General features: G+C 52.5%; 15 protein-coding genes and 1 pseudogene. 8 read left to right on the top strand and 8 right to left on the bottom strand.

The annotated features are described in order from the left end of the window. Window position 1: 1 nt before the first annotated feature. Together ebgA and ebgR are read right to left on the bottom strand one after the other, a co-directional pair. A complete protein-coding gene (gene ebgA / locus N6G83_RS16110; protein ID WP_211136277.1) occupies window positions 2-3,073 on the bottom strand; it encodes a beta-galactosidase subunit alpha in 3,072 nt (1,023 codons plus the stop codon). A gap of 346 nt (window positions 3,074-3,419) precedes the next feature. Further along, window positions 3,420-4,403: a transcriptional regulator EbgR gene (ebgR, locus tag N6G83_RS16105; RefSeq protein ID WP_211136278.1), complete on the bottom strand. Its 984-nt coding sequence runs from the start codon at window positions 4,401-4,403 to the stop codon at window positions 3,420-3,422. Window positions 4,404-4,658: 255 nt separating this feature from the next. Between ebgR and N6G83_RS16100 the strand changes: the two genes are divergently transcribed. The 4 genes from N6G83_RS16100 to N6G83_RS16085 all read left to right on the top strand — a co-directional run bounded on the left by N6G83_RS16100 (window position 4,659) and on the right by N6G83_RS16085 (window position 11,093). Beyond that, window positions 4,659-5,750 (top strand): LacI family DNA-binding transcriptional regulator, encoded by a 1,092-nt coding sequence (locus tag N6G83_RS16100; protein ID WP_065685944.1) that lies wholly within the window; start codon window positions 4,659-4,661, stop codon window positions 5,748-5,750. 142 nt (window positions 5,751-5,892) lie between these two features. Next, a complete protein-coding gene (locus N6G83_RS16095) occupies window positions 5,893-8,985 on the top strand; it encodes a beta-galactosidase (protein ID WP_211136279.1) in 3,093 nt (1,030 codons plus the stop codon). A 213-nt stretch (window positions 8,986-9,198) separates the two neighbouring features. Further along, window positions 9,199-10,461 carry an MFS transporter gene (locus N6G83_RS16090; RefSeq protein ID WP_074032135.1) on the top strand — a complete coding sequence of 421 codons (1,263 nt, stop codon included), beginning with the start codon at window positions 9,199-9,201 and terminating at the stop codon, window positions 10,459-10,461. A gap of 23 nt (window positions 10,462-10,484) precedes the next feature. Next, complete coding sequence (locus tag N6G83_RS16085) at window positions 10,485-11,093, top strand: maltose acetyltransferase domain-containing protein (protein WP_248006665.1); 609 nt, start codon at window positions 10,485-10,487, stop codon at window positions 11,091-11,093. A 156-nt stretch (window positions 11,094-11,249) separates the two neighbouring features. On the opposite strand, the gene purB is transcribed toward N6G83_RS16085, so the two are convergent. From purB to rluE, 5 genes are all read right to left on the bottom strand, one after another. Next, window positions 11,250-12,620, bottom strand: coding sequence for an adenylosuccinate lyase (gene purB, locus N6G83_RS16080; RefSeq protein ID WP_024529948.1), 1,371 nt, complete (start codon window positions 12,618-12,620; stop codon window positions 11,250-11,252). A gap of 21 nt (window positions 12,621-12,641) precedes the next feature. Continuing rightward, window positions 12,642-13,268, bottom strand: a complete 627-nt coding sequence (gene hflD / locus N6G83_RS16075) for a high frequency lysogenization protein HflD (RefSeq protein WP_021804670.1) — start codon at window positions 13,266-13,268, stop codon at window positions 12,642-12,644. Between the two features lie 2 nt (window positions 13,269-13,270). Next, window positions 13,271-14,374 carry a tRNA 2-thiouridine(34) synthase MnmA gene (mnmA, locus tag N6G83_RS16070; RefSeq protein ID WP_021178255.1) on the bottom strand — a complete coding sequence of 368 codons (1,104 nt, stop codon included), beginning with the start codon at window positions 14,372-14,374 and terminating at the stop codon, window positions 13,271-13,273. Between the two features lie 95 nt (window positions 14,375-14,469). Continuing rightward, entirely contained in the window at window positions 14,470-14,916 is a 447-nt protein-coding gene (locus N6G83_RS16065; protein WP_065685947.1) for an NUDIX hydrolase, read from the bottom strand. A 9-nt stretch (window positions 14,917-14,925) separates the two neighbouring features. Then, window positions 14,926-15,552, bottom strand: a complete 627-nt coding sequence (gene rluE, locus N6G83_RS16060; protein ID WP_065686209.1) for a 23S rRNA pseudouridine(2457) synthase RluE — start codon at window positions 15,550-15,552, stop codon at window positions 14,926-14,928. 140 nt (window positions 15,553-15,692) lie between these two features. On the opposite strand from rluE, the gene icd reads away from it, so the two are divergent. After that, window positions 15,693-16,946, top strand: a complete 1,254-nt coding sequence (icd, locus tag N6G83_RS16055; RefSeq protein ID WP_211136281.1) for an NADP-dependent isocitrate dehydrogenase — start codon at window positions 15,693-15,695, stop codon at window positions 16,944-16,946. A 127-nt stretch (window positions 16,947-17,073) separates the two neighbouring features. Here the strand turns inward: icd and N6G83_RS16050 are convergent. Beyond that, a pseudogene (locus tag N6G83_RS16050) lies at window positions 17,074-17,256 on the bottom strand (integrase); the annotation flags it as partial. Window positions 17,257-17,441: 185 nt separating this feature from the next. On the opposite strand from N6G83_RS16050, the gene N6G83_RS16045 reads away from it, so the two are divergent. The 3 genes from N6G83_RS16045 (at window position 17,442) to N6G83_RS16035 (ending at window position 18,746) form a co-directional block, all read left to right on the top strand. Continuing rightward, entirely contained in the window at window positions 17,442-17,645 is a 204-nt protein-coding gene (locus N6G83_RS16045) for a hypothetical protein (protein ID WP_211136537.1), read from the top strand. Between the two features lie 304 nt (window positions 17,646-17,949). Continuing rightward, complete coding sequence (locus N6G83_RS16040) at window positions 17,950-18,354, top strand: hypothetical protein (protein ID WP_211136538.1); 405 nt, start codon at window positions 17,950-17,952, stop codon at window positions 18,352-18,354. Beyond that, window positions 18,354-18,746 (top strand): hypothetical protein, encoded by a 393-nt coding sequence (locus tag N6G83_RS16035; protein WP_211136539.1) that lies wholly within the window; start codon window positions 18,354-18,356, stop codon window positions 18,744-18,746. The genes N6G83_RS16040 and N6G83_RS16035 overlap by 1 nt, the downstream gene beginning before the upstream one ends. Window positions 18,747-18,872: the final 126 nt, after the last annotated feature.

Here is an 18,872-nt window from a genome sequence, read left to right as displayed (position 1 = left end):
ATCAGGCCTCATTGGTGGTTGGAGTGAAGAAGTCATTGGCAAAGTCATGGTTGGCCAGCGCCTGGGCGCTGACGTCACTCGCTTGCAGCGGTATCAGGGTCAGGCCATAGCGGAATGGCGCCATGTAAACCCGGTAGGAGTCGAGGACTTCGCTGCCCCAGGAGTTGGAACCCAGCCCCATCACTTGGTGGTCAAGGTTGAGGGTGATATATCCACTTGGTTGCAGCTCATTGGTATGCTGCGCCTGATGCAGGTTCTGGCTGGTGTACTCCCAGGTGCTGAAATTGATCGGTTGCTGCGGTTTGACCAGCAGACCGGTACCGTGACGATTGGTGAGCGCGGCCCAGCGCACATGCTGGCGGTTACCGTTGTTTTGTGGGAACGGATAGTGCTCGAACATCTCGGCCACCGTGGTCTGGTAGATATCGATCAGGTTGGCTTGCTGGCTGTCCTGATAGTTTTCTTCCGGGCCGCGGCCATAGTAGTTCACCCGATCAAAGCCGCCGTTAATGCCGATATCCAGCCCGATGGCCGGGATCACGTACGGGTAATCGCCGTAACGCTCGCCGCTGAGTTCCACGTTGAGCTGGCCTTCGGCATTGATCTGGTAGCGGTAGCAGCAGCGCATGCCGAAGTCGAAGACCGGCGGGGCGATGATGCTGGTCACGGTGATTTCAACGCGGCCATTGGCCTGAACGACGTCCAATGTGCGGAAGTGCTCTTGCATGATTTGCAGATGAGCGGGTTCCCACAGGCCCTGATACTCCTGTTTATGGTTATCGATCATCGGCTTGAAGAAGCTTAACGCCGGAGCAGAGGCGATGATTTCTTCCCCGTAGCTCATCCAGGAGGTCAGCTTGCCGTTCACCTTGGAGAAGGTCAGCGTAAAGTCCAGGCCGCTGATGCAGTATGCCAGGCGGCTTTCCGCTACCCGGAGAGGCAGGGCGTTGAGGTTGGTATAGGCTTCTGTTTGTGCAGTGTTCTCTTTGAGCTGGAACTGGTACACCGCGATATCATGATTGGCCGGGCTGTACAGCGTGCTGGAATTCTTGCGCACGGTGAAGTTCACAAAGGCTTCGCGCTCATCCAGTTCAGGCAGTTCAAGGCGGATTTCCCGTGAAGAGTTGGCTGCCAAATCTTTCAGCCGCAGAGACCGCGTTGCCAGCGTTTCCCCTTCTGCGCGGATTTCGGCGGTGAGGGTGTAATCATCCAGATTGGTGAACCACAGCTTGTTCTCGACCAGGAAGGTGCCAAGGTGAGGCTCAAGCGCACGGATTTTCACCGGCGCAATAACCTGCTTGTACTCCTTCAGGCCCGGCCCTGGGGTTTGATCCGGGAAGATCAGCCCGTCCATGCAGAAGTTGTAGTTGTTCGGATAGTCGCCGAAGTCGCCGCCGTATTTGTAAAACGCCAGGCCTTGCTCATCGTGCGCCAGGATGCCGTGATCGCACCACTCCCAAACGTAGTGGCCCTGAATATGATCGTGCTGGTAAAACACGTTCTGATATTCCGTCAGGCCGCCGGGGCCATTGCCCATGGCGTGCGCGTATTCACAGATGATGCGTGGTTTGGCGTGCGGGTGTTCACCAAACTCGTTCATCAACGGCGCACGGGTATACATGGTGGAAATGATATCCACCACCTCGGCGTCGCGGTCTTCTTCGTAGTGCACCAGGCGGGTATCGTCGATGGCCTTGGTGGCATGGTACATCGCATGGATGTTGCAACCGTAACCGGACTCATTGCCCAGCGACCACATCACGATCGACGGATGGTTCTTCTGCGCGTGAACGTGGCGCACGATGCGATCGACGAATACCGTTTCCCAGGCCGGATCGTTGGTGATGCGGCTCAGGTCGCCCACGTTGGCAAAACCGTGGGTTTCGACGTCGGTTTCGGCCATCACGAACAGCCCGTAAATGTCGCACAGCTCATAAAAGCGCGGGTCGTTAGGATAATGGGCGGTACGTACCGAGTTGATATTGTGCTGTTTCATCAGGATCAGATCTTTTTCGACGCGATCCATGCCTACCGCACGGCCTTTCAAATGGTCGTTATCATGGCGGTTGACGCCGTGCAGCATCACATACTGGTTGTTGATGTAGAACAGTCCGTCACGCACCTTGATATCGCGGAACCCGACGCGCTGAGGGATCACTTCCAATACGGTACCGCTTTGGTCTTTAAGCGTGATAAACAGCTGATAGAGATAAGGGTTTTCCGCTGACCACTGGATTGGATTGGCCAGATTGATAGCAAAATGGGTCTGCGTTTGTGCACCTAGGCACTGCTGCGCCAGGAGGTTATCGTTATCAAACAGGGCATACTCGACCACGTAGTCTGCTAGCGGTGCGCCGGACAGGTTTTCGATCTCCAGTGCGCAAGACAGGGTCGCGCTTTGGTAGTCATCGGCAAAATCGGTGCGAACGGTCAGATCCTGCACGTGAACCGGCTCTTTGCCCACCAGATAGACATCGCGAAAGATGCCAGCTGTCCACCACATATCCTGATCTTCAATATAGGTCGAGTCCGCCCACTGCATAACGCGCACGGCGAGCAGGTTTTCCCCGGAGTGCACGTAACCGGAGATATCAAATTCGGCGGTCAGGCGGCTGCCCTTGCTGAAGCCGACATACTGGCCGTTGACGTACACTTCAAAATAGGTCTCGACCCCATCGAATTTGATGATGGTCTGTTTTCCACTCCACTGTTCACCAAGTGTAAAGCTACGCTGGTAAGCACCGGTCGGGTTGTCTGTCGGCACGAAAGGGACATCGATCGGGAAGGGGAAGCCTTCATCGGTGTATTGCAGGATGCCGTGGCCTTCCATTTGCCACATGTTGGGTACCGTGATCTGGCCCCAGTCAGTCATCCTTTGTGAATAAAAGTCTTCGGGCACCAGCAGCGGGTTGGTGAAGTAGTTAAAGCTCCATTGGCCGCTGAGTGCCATAAAGTGGCTGCTGAGGGCGCGCTGAAAGGTTTGGGCACGCTTAAGCGAGTCATATGAGAAGAAGTAGGCGCGGGGGGCCATTCGGTTCTCATGCAGGTGTTGAAAGTTTTCCCAATTATTCACGTCATCTCTCCTGGTCTGAATGCTGTAGTTCGCAGTCTTGGCATGGAATGCGTCAATGCTTGGAATGGATTTTAGTAAAACATTTACTAAAATATAGCCGATGTTTTGTATTGCTTTAACTCGATCACGCTTTATGCCCGATGCGCTGGTGGATCTGTGATCGGGTTAAAGGAATGGCAAATTGGCGTGGTAGGCGAGGAGTAGTGGCAGAAATTGACAGATTCCGAAGTAAAAAACCTCGTAATTATTAGTATTTTTTACTAATAATTAGGTATTTGGATGCGAGATAGGTGCTTTAGCGGGCGCACATACGGCGCCCCTACATGGCGAGAATTGAGTCGTCAGGTTACTTGGTGGTTTCACGCAGTTTTAACTTGCTGGGTACGTAGACCTGCAGCGGCAGGGTGCGGCCATCACGGAATTTCTCCAGCAGCAGGTTGACCCCTTGGATCCCCATCATTTCCGAGTGGATACGCACGGTAGAAAGTGGTGGGAAGGTAAAACGCGCGGTCGGGATATCGTTCACGCTGATCAGGGCGATGTCCTGTGGGATTTTCAACCCCAGCTCATGAATGCTGCGTAACACCCCAATGGCAATGGAGTCTGAGGCGACAAACAGTGCGGAAGGGTAATCCTTGGTTGCCAGCATCTTTTTCGCCAGCTCATAGCCGGAGGCGCTAGAGAAATCGCCACGGTAGATATCTTGCTCGCGGACTACGCCTTTCAGCCGCCCATATTCTACAAAGGCCGCTTCGCGGATATCCGCTTTATTCGGCTCATCGGCACCGCCGATAAAACCGATGCGTTTGGCCCCGTGCTCAATAAAGAAGTCGATGATCTCTTTGCTGATTTTTGTCAGGTCGATATCCACCGAGTCGTATTCGGACCCGGGCTCATTAAAATCAATAAAGCAGATGTTGTCGGTTAACGCCGCTGCCTTACGCAGGATCTCAGGCGCAGGTTTACTGACGATCAGCACACCAGTGATCTTTTTCAGATCCGGCAGTTGGTTGTTTTTGTAGCAGTTGGTGAGTTCAATTCCCAACCTCTCGCACTGGGTTTCGATGCCGTGACGGATGGAAAGGTAGTAAGGATCGTTGATTTCCATCTCTTGCTTATAGCTGTACAGCGCTAGCACGTGATGTTGTACCACCGCGTTAGTCAGATGCTTTTTGGCACTGCTGGTCTTGTATTCCAGCTTTTCGGCAATTTCCAGAATGCGATGCTTGGTCTCTTCTTTGACGTTGAGCGTGGGATCGTCATTCAAAACCCGGGAGACCGTCGCCAATGAAACTCCTGCTTCGGCCGCGATGTCTTTCAGCGTTGCCATATCTATCCTTATCTCACAGCCTGAACGGCAAACTTCGTTATCTGGCATTGTAAGTGATGTCGGCGAACTTTCATTAGTTTTTAGTAAAAAATAAGGGTTGCGGGATTTACGGGTTCACGTTTTATATGCCCGAAGGCCTGAAATCAATACCTTCAGGCCGTGCCGCCAATAATGCCTGGTTGAATAGCTTCTTAAGCTGCTATGATTAACACTCATTAGCTTGATTTCTTTGAATTAATCGACGCGAGAAACTGTATGAAGCCTAAATCTGTCACGCTGAATGACGTCGCCGACTATTCCGGAGTGTCGTATCAAACCGTGTCGCGGGTATTAAATCGTGCTGAACACGTTTCGGGTAAAACCCGCGCGAAGGTCGAGCAAGCAATGGCTGCGTTGAATTACGTACCAAACCGTGTCGCACAGCAACTTGCAGGTAAACAGAGTTTTACGCTAGGGCTGGCGACCACCGAACTAGCGCTGCACGCACCTTCCCAAATCGCTTCGGCAATTAAAACGCAGGCGAACCAGATGGGATTTAACGTGGTGATTTCCATGGTTGAAGATCTTAGCGTTCAGGCCTGTCGCACTGCGATAAATGAGTTGTTGTCGCAGCGGGTGGATGGATTACTGATTAATGTTTCTCTCTGCGCTGAAGATTCTCACGCTATTGAACAAGTTTGTGGCAAGGTGCCTGCGCTGTTTTTGGACGTCGACCCGGATTCTGATGTCTCCAGCATTCTTTTTGATCCCTATGAGGGGGCTCGTCAAGGGGTAGAACATGTCGTTGCTCTTGGGCATCGTGATATAGCACTGATTACCGGGCCGCTGGTCTCGATTTCGGCGCGTTTGCGCTATCAGGGGTGGCTGACTACGTTAGCGGAGTGTCAGTTGAAGCCTTGTTCGGTACTCCATGGCGATTGGAGTGCGGCTTCCGGTTATCAGCTTGCCGGGCAGATCCTGAGCTTGCCGAAACACCCAACGGCGATATTGGTTGCCAACGATCAAATGGCGTTAGGCGTGCTGCGTGCTCTGCAGGAGTATGGGTTGCAAATTCCGGTGCAAATGTCGGTAGTGGGTTACGATGATACTGAAGACAGTGCTTATTATTACCCCCCGCTGACAACCATTAAGCAGGACTTTCGGATGTTGGGGCAGGAAAGCGTTAAACGCCTGGTTCAGTGCCTGGAAGAGCGACATGTGCCTCATGCCGGTTCTTTGCGTTTGACGACCAGTCTGGTGCAAAGGCATACAACGGCGGTTATGAATCAAGAGAAGGTATCGCTGCAAACTTTATCTCAGGAGTTGCTGCGTATCGCACGCCAAATCTCCGCGCTCGAGGGAAAATAGCCGCCAACGCCAGGGATCGGTTGCGATCCCTGAGCTTAATTTGTGACTGACCTCGCTTTCCCAAGGATATTTGCTTTACACCTCTACACGTACTGTTCATTTTATTGTTAATTGTGAGCGTATAACATTTTGGAGGGGAAGCATGAACGCATCTCAAACAGGGAAATCACTCAGCGCTGTTTTATCTCGTCGAGACTGGGAAAATCCTGCCTGTACGCAATACCGTCGCCTACCAGTACACCCGCCATTTCAAAGCTGGCGCAATGAGCAAGATGCCAGAGAAGATAGAGCTTCAGCGCAGTCTGTTTCATTAAATGGGACCTGGAAGTTTAGCTATTTTAGTCAGCCAGAACGGGTGCCGGAGACCTGGCTACAGAGCGATCTGGATAACGCTGATGAAATACAGGTGCCGTCAAACTGGCAATTGGCAGGCTATGACGCACCGATTTATACCAACGTCACCTATCCGATCCCGGTTAACCCACCCTTCGTCCCGGTAGAAAATCCTACAGGATGTTATTCGCTCACATTTAATGTCGATGATGGGTGGCTATCGCAGGGGCAGACCCGGATTATTTTCGACGGTGTCAATTCTGCGTTTTATCTGTGGTGCAATGGTCACTGGGTTGGCTATTCACAAGACAGCCGTTTACCTGCTGAATTCGATCTCAGCGATGTTTTGGTTCCAGGGGAAAACCGGCTGGCGGTGATGGTATTACGCTGGTGCGACGGCAGTTATCTGGAAGATCAGGATATGTGGCGCATGAGCGGGATTTTTCGCGATGTCAGCCTGTTGCATAAACCCGCCACTCATCTGAGCGATATCACTATTACCACGCCATTAAGCGACAGTTTCCGCCGAGGGGAATTGGTGGTAGAGGTGCGAGCTCATCAGCCACAACAACACCGGGTGCAGGTGCAACTGTGGCGTAAAGATGCTCTGATCGCCGAGAAAATGCAGGACTTCGGCAGCGAGATTATCGATGAGCGCGGCGCTTATGATGAGCGCACGACTCTGCGTTTGTCGGTGGATCAACCCGCCTTGTGGAGTGCAGAGACGCCAGCACTGTATCGTGCAGTGGTCAAGTTGCTCTCCCCAACCGGTGAATTGGTGGAGGCTGAAGCCTATGATGTGGGTTTCCGACAGATTGAGATCAGCAACGGCTTGCTAAAGCTTAACGGACAGCCGCTATTGATACGTGGCACCAACCGGCATGAGCACCATCCAGAGCATGGTCAAGTCATGGATGAAGCCACCATGCGTCAGGATATCCTGCTGATGAAGCAGCATAATTTCAACGCTGTGCGCTGTTCCCATTATCCGAACCACCCGCTGTGGTACAAGCTGTGCGATCGCTACGGCCTGTATGTAGTGGATGAGGCTAATATTGAAACCCACGGCATGCAGCCGATGAACCGGCTAAGCAACGATCCGCTCTGGCTACCCGCCATGAGCGAGCGAGTTACGCGCATGGTGCAGCGTGACCGTAACCACGCTTGTATTATCATCTGGTCATTGGGCAATGAATCTGGCCATGGGGGCAACCATGATGCTCTGTACCGCTGGATAAAAAGCGAGGATCCTACCCGTCCGGTACAGTATGAAGGCGGCGGAGCCAACACAGCCGCAACGGATATTATCTGCCCGATGTACGCAAGGGTTGAGCAGGATCAATCCTTCCCAGCGGTACCCAAATGGTCGATCAGCAAGTGGATCGGTTTACCCGACGAACAGCGTCCGCTGATCCTGTGCGAGTACGCCCATGCCATGGGCAATAGCTTTGGCGGTTTTGATCGTTATTGGCAGGCTTTTCGTAAACATCCGCGACTGCAGGGGGGCTTTGTCTGGGACTGGGTCGACCAAGGTCTGACGCGTCTTGCCGATGATGGTCAATCATACTGGGCCTACGGCGGCGACTTCGGTGATACGCCTAATGACCGCCAATTTTGTCTAAACGGGTTGGTATTCCCCGATCGCAGTCCGCACCCGGCACTGTTTGAAGCACAACGTGCCCAGCAGTTTTATCAGTTCCAAATGCTCGAACAGCAGCCGTTAACGATTGAAGTGAACAGTGAGTATTTATTCCGTACCAGCGATAACGAGCGGCTTTATTGGAATGTAGCCTTGGACGGGAAAGCTATTGCACAGGGCGAGGTTGAACTGTCATTAGCGGCGCAGGGTACGCAGAGAATCGTACTGGGTGACATTCCCGAGCTGAAAGAGAGCGGTGAGCTGTGGTTGAACGTGGAGGTTCGCCAAATCAAGGCAACAGCATGGTCTAAAGAACATCATCGTTGTGCCTGGGACCAGTGGCGTTTATCTCGACCATTAACCTTACCAACCGACCACAGTGACGTTCAGGCGCAGTCACCTCGGTTGAACGAGCATAATGACGCTTTCAGCATTGAGTGGGGGACACAGCGCTGGCAGTTCAATCGGCAAACCGGTTTGCTTGAACAGTGGTGGCAGGATGAAAAAGCTGCTCTGTTGACGCCGTTACGCGACAACTTTACCCGCGCACCGCTTGATAATGACATTGGGGTGAGCGATACCACTCACATCGATCCTAATGCATGGGTAGAACGTTGGAAGAGAGCTGGTATGTACGCGCTAGAAACGCGCCTACTGCAATGTGAAGTTGATGCGATTTCCCAAGGCGTGCAGATCCGCACAGCCCATGCTTATACCTACCAAAACAACATCATGTTTATCAGCCGCAAGACCTTTTTGATTAACCGCCTGGGTAAACTGCATATTGATGTCAACGTTGATGTAGCCCATGGAATTCCAGCGCCGGCGCGGATTGGCTTGAGCTGCCAACTTGCGGAGGTTGCTGAACGCGCATCGTGGCTGGGGTTAGGCCCACACGAAAACTACCCTGACCGCCAGCTTTCCGCTCAGCTTGGGCGGTGGACGTTACCGATTTCTGAGCTACATACGCCATACATTTTCCCAACGGAGAATGGATTGCGTTGCAATACTCGGCAACTGAATTTTGGCCACTGGCAGTGGCAGGGGGATTTCCACTTTGGCCTCAGCCAATATGGCCAGCAACAATTGGCTGATACCTCGCATAACCATTTGTTGCGTGCGGAGCAGGGGGTTTGGGTCAATATAGATGGTTTCCATATGGGGGTCGGCGGTGATGACTCATGGAGCCCGAGTGTGCGCCCAGATTTTATCTTGGATGCTGAGCACTATAACTATAAGTTGGTTTGGCAGTACGGCGGATAATACTTATTCATCACAGGATGGATTCTTATTTGCACTTGTTTACCCCAGTCATATGGTTATCTATGTGACTGGGGGAGTGGGTTTAGCACCTTCCCGCAACTCGAGTATTTAAAATACGGAAAAGTATCTATCTCCTACCTGATGAAAATATAAATAATGTCGCGTACTTGAGTATGAACTCAAACGCGCTTGGGTTTTGCACAAGGAGTTCGCATGTACTATTTAAAAAACACTAACTTCTGGATGTTTGGGCTGTTTTTCTTTTTCTACTTCTTCATCATGGGCGCCTATTTTCCGTTTTTCCCTATCTGGTTGCATGACATCAACCAGGTCAGTAAAAGCGATACCGGCATTATCTTTGCCAGCATCTCCTTCTTCTCATTACTGTTTCAGCCGATATTTGGCTTGCTGTCGGATAAGCTGGGGTTGAGAAAACACTTGCTGTGGATAATCACAGGGATGCTGGTGTTGTTTGCGCCGTTCTTTATTTATGTTTTTGGCCCGTTACTACGCACCAATATTTTTTTAGGCTCCATTGCGGGTGGGATTTATCTTGGCTTCATTTATAACGGAGGTGCGCCGGCTATTGAAGCGTATATAGAGAAAGTAAGCCGCCGTAGCTCGTTTGAATTTGGCCGCGCGCGTTTATTTGGCTGTGTGGGCTGGGCGTTGTGTGCCTCTGTGGTTGGCATCATGTTTACCATCAACAACGAATTTGTATTCTGGTTAGGCTCTGGTTGTGCCGTGATACTGGCGATCCTGTTACTTATCGCCAAGCCTGAAACCGGCAGTACCGCCCAGGTTGCTGACAAATTGGGCGCTAACACCAAGCCATTTAATTTACGCTTGGCGTTCGAATTATTGAAAGACTCAAAACTGTGGTTTTTAGCCCTGTACGTGGTAGGCGTTTCCTGTACCTATGATGTGTTTGATCAGCAATTCGCCAACTTTTTCACTTCGTTCTTCTCTTCTACCGATCAAGGAACGCGTGTTTTTGGTTATGTCACCACGATGGGGGAGTTGCTGAATGCCTCAATCATGTTTTTTGCACCGCTCATTGTGAATCGTATCGGTGGAAAAAATGCGCTGTTGCTCGCGGGGCTAATCATGTCTATACGTATTATCGGCTCTTCATTTGCCTCTACGCCGTTAGAAGTGGTTATTCTGAAAACCTTGCATATGTTTGAAATTCCGTTCCTGATCGTCGGCTGTTTTAAATATATCACTTCGGTATTTGAGGTGCGTTTCTCTGCCACTATTTATCTGGTTTGCTTCTGTTTCTTTAAACAATTAGCCATCATGTTTATGTCGGTCTTTGCCGGGAATATGTATGAAAAAGTCGGCTTCCACGGAACCTACCTTATTCTGGGGCTTATTGCGCTAACGTTTACTCTGATATCAGTCTTCACTTTGTCGGGGCGTGGGCCGCTGTCAGCTTTTAAACGTGAACCTGAAGCCGTAAGGGATATGGCATAGTCAACGACAAGGATAATGCGATGATGACGCAACGGGAAAAGTTAGCCAGTGGGTGTTTATACACTGATATGGATGAAGGTATGGCAGAAGAGCGCCTGCGCGGAAAAGAATTGGTTTATGACTTTAATCATACGCGGCCTTCAGAGCGGACAAAACGTGAAGCGCTGATCCAACAACTGATGGGAAGGATTGGCAAGAACTTTTGGATTGAGCCGCCACTGCATGTTGCCTATGGTAGCCAGATCGCTATTGGGGAAAACTTTTATGCCAACTTTAATCTGGTTGTGGTGGACGACGGTAAGGTCCAGATTGGCGATAATGTGATGATTGCACCGAATGTCACGATATCTACCACGGGGCACTCGGTGGATCCTGCGGTGCGTATTACCGGCCAGCAGTTTTCTTTGCCCGTAACCATTGAAGATAATGTCTGGATTGGGAGTGGGGTCATCATTAACCCTGGCGTTACCATTGGTCGTAACAGCGTTATTGGTGCTGGAAGCGTGGTGACCAAGGATGTGCCTGCAGACGTGGTTGCTGCGGGCGTTCCCTGCCGCGTACTAAGACCAATCGGTGAGCACGATCGAGTTTTCTACCATAAAGGGCGGCGTTTCACAGATAGCTCACTATAAAACGGCAAGATAATCTTTTCGCTGCGTAGGGTCGCTGATCTTGCCGGCTTGTTGTTTCATAGGTGATCTGGCTGTGGGGGCAGGCTCAGCTCGGTTAAAGTTTACCCGCCCTTGGGCGGGTAACTAAAGAGCCTTTAAAGATACAAGGGAAGACGCTTACTTCAGCTCGTCAACCATGGTGGTGGCGCGGCCAATGTAGTTTGCTGGCGTCATGGCTTTCAGGCGGGTTTTCTCGTCTTCCGGCAGTTCCAGACTATCGATAAAGGTTTGCATACCGGCCGCATCCACGCGCTTGCCACGGGTCAGCTCTTTGAGCTTCTCATACGGTTTTTCGATGCCGTAGCGGCGCATCACGGTCTGGATCGGCTCGGCCAGCACTTCCCAGTTGTGATCCAGCTCGTCCAGCAGGTGCGCACGGTTCACTTCCAGCTTGCTGATGCCTTTCATGGTGGCCTGATAGGCAATCAGCGCATAGCCCAGGCCCACGCCCAGGTTACGCAGCACCGTGGAGTCCGTCAGGTCACGCTGCCAGCGGGAAACCGGCAGTTTGCTAGCCAGATGGCCCAGCACCGCGTTAGCCAAGCCCAGGTTGCCTTCGGAGTTCTCGAAGTCGATCGGGTTAACCTTGTGCGGCATGGTGGAAGAACCGATCTCACCGGCAATGGTTTTTTGCTTGAAGTGGTTCAGGGCGATGTAACCCCAGATATCACGGTCAAAGTCGATCAGGATGGTGTTGAAACGTGCCACACAGTCGAACAGCTCGGCGATATAGTCATGCGGTTCGATCTGGGTGGTGTACGGGTTCCAGGTCACTCCCAGCGAGGTGACAAATTCTTCGCTGAAGCGGTGCCAGTCCACTTCCGGATAGGCCACGATGTGGGCATTGTAGTTGCCCACCGCGCCGTTGATTTTACCGAGGATCTCAACGCGCTCTAGCTGGCGATATTGACGCTCCATCCGGTAGGCCACGTTGGCAAACTCTTTACCCACGGTAGACGGGGTAGCGGGTTGACCATGGGTACGGGACAGCAGGGGAATATCGCGATATTCCAGCGCCAGCCCTTTGATGGATTCGATGATCTTGCGCCAGTGCGGCAACACCACATCCTGACGCGCGGTATGCAGCATCAGTGCGTGGGACAGGTTGTTGATGTCTTCAGAGGTACAGGCGAAGTGGATAAACTCGGACACGGCGTGCAGAGCGGGTACCGCTTCCACTTTCTCTTTCAGGAAGTATTCCACCGCTTTCACATCGTGGTTGGTGGTGCGCTCGATGGTCTTGATGCGCTGGGCGTCTTCTTCACTGAATTCTGCGACGATCTTATCGAGGTAAGCGTTTGCGTCGGCGTCAAAAGCGGGAACTTCTTTGATCTCTGCGCAAGCGGCCAGTTTTTGCAGCCAACGTACTTCAACCTGCACGCGGAATTTCAGCAAGCCATACTCGCTGAAAATGGTGCGCAGTGCGCTGACTTTATCACCGTAGCGTCCATCAATGGGGGAAACGGCGGTCAGTGAGGATAATTCCATCGGTAGCAACTCCTGGGAAGTTTAACAATGAGCAACGATATTTTGCGCCTGCTTGAGCAGACGATTACGGGAAAACATTAACTGCAGGCGGCTACCGCCAACCTGCTGCCACAGCACGGCGGCACGAATACCGGCGAGCAGGGTGGCACGAACCTTGGCCTGCACCTGCGGATTTTGCAAGATGGCGGGTGAACCTGTTACCTGAATACGCGGCCCTAATGGTGCCACGACATCGACATAGATACCGGCCAGGGCGCTGATGATGGTATCTGAACCCAGTTCATAATGCGCCAACTGACGCTCCAACTGGCTCAAGCGCTCGCCGAGCGTATTCATCGCCGTTTTGTTGGCGTTCAGCTTGCGCTCCAGCACCATCAGGCTGATGGTGTAGCGGGTCAGTTCGGCAGCCGGGCCTTTGTTATTGGCGTTGAGTACGCCAATCAAGGTTTCCAGCCCCATCTTCAGGTTACGCTCTTCGCCGCCGAACACCGCCAGGGTAGAAGGGGGATCCATCTGCAACAGGCTGTTGAGTGAGGTATGGAAGGCTTCGCCATCCATTTGCCCTTCGTGCGCCAACTGCTGTACCAGACGGGCAGCTTGGCTAATCCCGGCCATGGCCAGCGTGATGTCGTAATAATTCTTCGCCACGGTTACTCCTGTATACGCTGTTCAATAATGCCGCCGCCCAGGCAGATATCGCCCTGATAAAACACGGCGGATTGGCCTGGGGTGACGGCTGCGACCGGCTCGTCGAAGCGGACTTCGATGCGCTCGGCATCTAGCGGCGTCACGGTGCAGGGAATATCCTGCTGGCGATAACGGGTTTTAACCGTACAGCGCAGAGGTTGTGTCAACGGCAGGCGATCCACCCAATGCAACTGCTGGGCGATCAGGCCGATAGACATCAGGCGCGGATGTTCGTGGCCTTGAGCGACCACCAGAATATTGTTGGCGACGTCTTTATCAACCACGTACCACGGATCTTCGCTGCTGTCTTTCATACCGCCGATGCCCAAGCCTTTACGCTGGCCGAGGGTGTGGTACATCAAGCCCTGGTGCTCGCCGATGGTTTGGCCGTCGACGCTAACGATTGGGCCTGGCTGTGCTGGCAGATAGCGGCCCAGGAAGTCGCGGAATTTACGCTCGCCGATAAAGCAGATACCGGTGGAGTCTTTTTTCTTGGCGGTAACCAGTTCCAGTTGCTCCGCAATGCGGCGTACCTCTGGCTTTTCCAACTCACCGACCGGGAACAGGCTTTGTGCGACCTGCTCGTGGCTCAGGGTATACAGGAAATAGCTTTGGTCTTTGTTACCGTCGACGCCGCGCAGCAGGCGGCTTTTGCCGTCCACGTCCTGGCGGCGGACATAGTGACCGGTAGCGATAAAATCCGCCCCCAGATCTTCAGCCGCAAACTCCAGGAACGCTTTGAATTTGATTTCTTTATTGCACAAGATATCCGGGTTAGGGGTACGGCCTGCCTTGTACTCTTCAAGGAACAGCTCGAACACGTTATCCCAGTATTCCGCTGCGAAGTTCACCGTATGCAGCTCGATGCCCAGCTTGTCGCAGACGGCTTGCGCATCGGCCAAATCGGTGGCGGCTGAGCAGTATTCCTCGTCGTCGTCTTCTTCCCAGTTCTTCATGAACAACCCAGCGACCTGATAGCCCTGTTGTTGTAACAGATAGGCGGTAACGGAAGAGTCGACGCCGCCGGACATTCCGACGATCACTTTTTTCTGGCTGTTGTCTGACATGGGGATCTCACGAACTTGAACACGTACTGTGCGATAAAAAACAAGCGCAGGATTTTACCACGTTGGCCGCCTGCGCGCACGGCCCTTATTTGCCGTTAAAGCGGCCAGTTAAAGCTGGCAACCAGCGACAACGGGTAGCGTTCCGGCTGCTGATAACAACGGATCGTCTCGGCCACCAGCGGTGAACGCAGGTTTTCAGCTTCCAGGATCTGCTCGGCGGTCAGCCACAGACAGCGGTCGATGTCATCGTCTTGCGGCTCGGTGGGCAGCGGCTGCTCCAGCTCAATCACAAAGCAGAAGCGCAAAAACGGCGTGCGGTCTGGTGCGATCCACTGATGCATCCGCAGGAAAGACTGCGGCGTGGAGCGGATGCCGGTTTCTTCCCACAACTCGCGCTCGGCGGCCTGGACCAGCGTTTCATCCGCTTCGAGATGGCCGGCCGGTTGATTCCACAGGGCTTTACCGTTGATGGTTTCTTCGACCACCAAAAATTTACCGGCGGCATGAACCACGCAGGCAACGGTGACGTGCGGCTTAAACATGGCGGTTCCTTATAGTGAATCGACGGTCTGCCATTCCCCAGGTTGCAAGCTCCCCAGGGAAAGATTGCCCATACTGTAACGAATCAGGCGCAGGGTAGGGAAGCCGATATGTGCCGTCATGCGACGCACCTGGCGGTTTCGGCCCTCGTAGAGCGTGATTTTCAGCCAACTGGTGGGGATGGTCTTGCGTTCGCGGATGGGTGGAGTACGTGGCCATAACCATTCTGGTTCTTCGACCAGCTCCGCTCCGGCGGGCAGGGTTGGCCCATCGGTCAGCGTAACGCCAAGGCGCAATGCAGCCAGATCGCTCTCCTGGGGTTCGCCTTCCACCTGCACATAATAAATCTTACCGGTGCGTTTGCCAGGCTGGGTTAGCTGCGCCTGTAGCTTTCCGTCGTTGGTCAGCACCAGTAAGCCTTCGCTGTCGCGATCGAGCCGCCCGGCGGCATAAACATCGCTGAAAGGAATGAATTTTTTCAGAGTGACGCGGCCGGCTTCGTCGGTAAACTGTGGTAACACATCAAAGGGTTTGTTGAAGATAACCACTCGCCGCGGCGCCTGGGATTTCTGGCGTGCTGCGGGTTTACTGCGGCTGAATCGTTTAACTTGGTGATTTTTAACAGAGAATTTAGTCATGGTCTTTGCGATTTCGAATGTTAAGCGCATTATAGCCTAATCCGTTTCGGATTGGCGCGAGCTGAATATTCAAGTAGTATTGACACGCATCTTACAAAGCATTAACAAAAATTGCGCTTGAAGACAGAAAGGAGAGGTTGATGGAAAGCAAAGTAGTTGTTCCGGCAGAAGGTAAAAAGATTACGGTTGATGCCCAGGGTAAACTGGTTGTTCCGCATAACCCTATCATCCCGTTCATCGAAGGTGACGGTATTGGCGTTGACGTTACTCCTGCCATGATCCACGTGGTGGATGCAGCGGTTAAAAAGGCCTACCACGGCGAACGTAAAATCTCCTGGATGGAAATCTATACCGGTGAAAAATCCACCCACGTTTACGGGAAAGACGTGTGGCTGCCGGAAGAAACACTGGAACTCATTCGTGACTACCGCGTAGCGATCAAAGGCCCACTGACTACGCCAGTGGGTGGCGGTATTCGTTCTCTGAACGTAGCACTGCGCCAGCAGCTCGATCTGTACGTGTGTCTGCGCCCGGTGCGTTATTACCAGGGCACACCAAGCCCGGTTAAGCAGCCTGAGCTGACCGATATGGTGATTTTCCGTGAAAACGCCGAAGACATCTACGCCGGTATCGAATGGAAAGCGGGTTCTGCAGAAGCCGACAAAGTGATCAAGTTCCTGCGTGACGAAATGGGCGTGAAGAAGATCCGTTTCCCAGAGCAGTGCGGTATTGGCGTTAAGCCTTGTTCCGAAGAAGGCACCAAACGCCTGGTTCGTGCGGCCATCGAATATGCGATCACCAACGATCGTGATTCAGTGACGCTGGTTCACAAAGGCAACATCATGAAGTTCACCGAAGGTGCCTTCAAGGATTGGGGCTACGAACTGGCACGTGAAGAGTTCGGTGGTGAACTGATCGACGGCGGCCCATGGCTGAAAATCAAAAACCCGAACACCGGTAAAGAGATCGTGGTTAAAGACGTGATCGCCGACGCCTTCCTGCAACAAATCCTGCTGCGCCCGGCTGAATACGACGTGATCGCCTGTATGAACCTGAACGGTGACTACATCTCCGACGCTCTGGCAGCTCAGGTTGGCGGTATCGGTATTGCCCCTGGTGCCAACATCGGTTCCGACTGTGCGCTGTTTGAAGCTACCCACGGCACTGCACCTAAGTATGCTGGCCAGGACAAAGTGAACCCAGGTTCCATCATCCTGTCCGCTGAGATGATGCTGCGCCATATGGGTTGGTTCGAAGCTGCTGACCTGATCGTTAAAGGCATGGAAGGCGCTATCGCTGCCAAGACCGTGACTTACGACTTCGAACGCCTGATGGATGGTGCTAAACTGCTGAAATGTTCAGAGTTTGGCGACGCTATCGTTAAACACATGTAATCCCGTTTGACTGATAATACTCCACGGTGGCTAATGCTTTCGTGGGGTATTTCCTCCCAGCGAAAGTTCTTCAGTAAAATCCCAGTAATATCCCTCAGTAAAATTGCACAAATAACGAACAATAAATTCACCGCTGCTCACTCCCGTTTGGCGAAATTGTTAACCAATCTTGACCGCGATCGTCATTGTACCGATCGGTTTGTTGTTGGCTCTTGTGGCGCAGTAGGTGCTGCGTATTGATCCCTTGGGCCCGGTATAGGCGTTCGGACAATGAGCGCTGTTCATGGAACGTAGCGGGGGGCGGTCCCCCCATCATAGGGGCTGAGGTTGCCGCTGGCGATTGGGCGGGGCAATATGCTGACCTAGTGAAGCGGTGCATGGACTGGTTGTATGTTGAAGAGTCTTTGGCTACAACTTTACTTTCTAATCGACTAATTGAAGAAGCTAAGTATTGATAATCTACTCATAAACTAGATGGAAAGGAGAAAGGGATATATGACAAATTACATAGGTATATGCAAAAAAGTGCTTTCAGATGGCTCCATAGATCACGCAATCGTTGAAGATACTACAGGAATGCAAATGCCATTTGATCCTAATGAATATCAGCGAAGGGGAATACGACCTCTATTGGCTGATTTGCCAATTTGTGGGAAGCATGAAAAATCAAAGGAAGTTGATGAACAAGATGGCAAATAGAGCATTGCCTCTGCAGCTATAATGCGCTAAATTTCCGAAAGATGCCGGAGTATGCTTTAACAGCTGCTCCGGTTTTTTATTGGTAAGTCCAAAGCCTGCATGGTTCGCCCAGCAGGCTTTTTTATTCCCCCACGCCGGGGAGGTGGAGTATGAAAATGCAGGAGAAAGCAAGCCTTGCGGCCTACCTCTCTTCGGGGTTCCTGGTGTTTGTCGGCAAGGTGGGTATTCCCACTAACCGACATCCTAGTGATCTTGGCGCGAGCAGGGCACGTCGCTGAAATCAACGCTACCGTGGAGTAATTTTATGACCATGCATCGCTATGGCGCCGACGGTGCCAACTTGACTATTTTTGGTATCCCGATTGACGATTTTGGTGATACCGACCCGCCGATCACTATTGAGGACCTGGAACCGCGAGCTGCGCTTAAACGCGGCATTGGGGCCTCATCCGTACGTCTGGACAACAAAACCCGCGCCAAGCGCCTGACAGTAAACTTGATGCCGGGATCCGTCCAGGTTCGCCAACTGCTGGCCGTTGAGAAATCAGGCATTGATGCCACGTTCACATTTTCCCAAAGCGGCACTGATGAATATTTTGCCGGGTTTGATGGTGTGATGGTCAACCGTGGGCCCGCCACGCGAGCGGGGAAAACCAGCGTGTCCGATGAGCAGTTTATTTTTGAATTTGCAGACAGTGAGGAAACCTGATGGGCCGTATTATCGAAACTGAAATTAACGACGTTACCTATAGCGGCGTTACTTCCCCAGCCAAAGACCAGGTGGAGATGCTGCAGATCGCCTCAGGATGCGGTCTGCTCCCGGCCCTGAGTGACAAGGTGACCGATATGGGCCTGACTGCCAGCCTTGCGGCGGTGGACGTAGCCAGCTTTAACCGCCTGAAAACGCTTTGCCTCAGCAATGGTAAGATTTTGCGCCACGCCGATAGCGTGCCTGTGGCTGAAAACCTATTCCAGGACGAGGCGCATAACTACCTCGTGTTGGTGGGACGGGTGCTAAAAGAGAACATCGGCCCTTTTTGGCAGCTCAGCAACAGCGGAGGGGGCGGCGACAGCAACGAAACGGCGGGGAATCAAAAGTAAATTGGTTCCTGTGGAGACCCTGTGCAGGCGTCGGGCAGTTATGCCCGCCCCTGGCTGCATGGTCTGACATGCTCGATGGAACATACTCTATTGAAGATGTGCAGGCCATGCATGATGTGCTGGATG

This window comes from Serratia sp. PL7, assembly GCF_945957435.1.
This window is presented reverse-complemented; position numbering and strand designations above follow the sequence as displayed.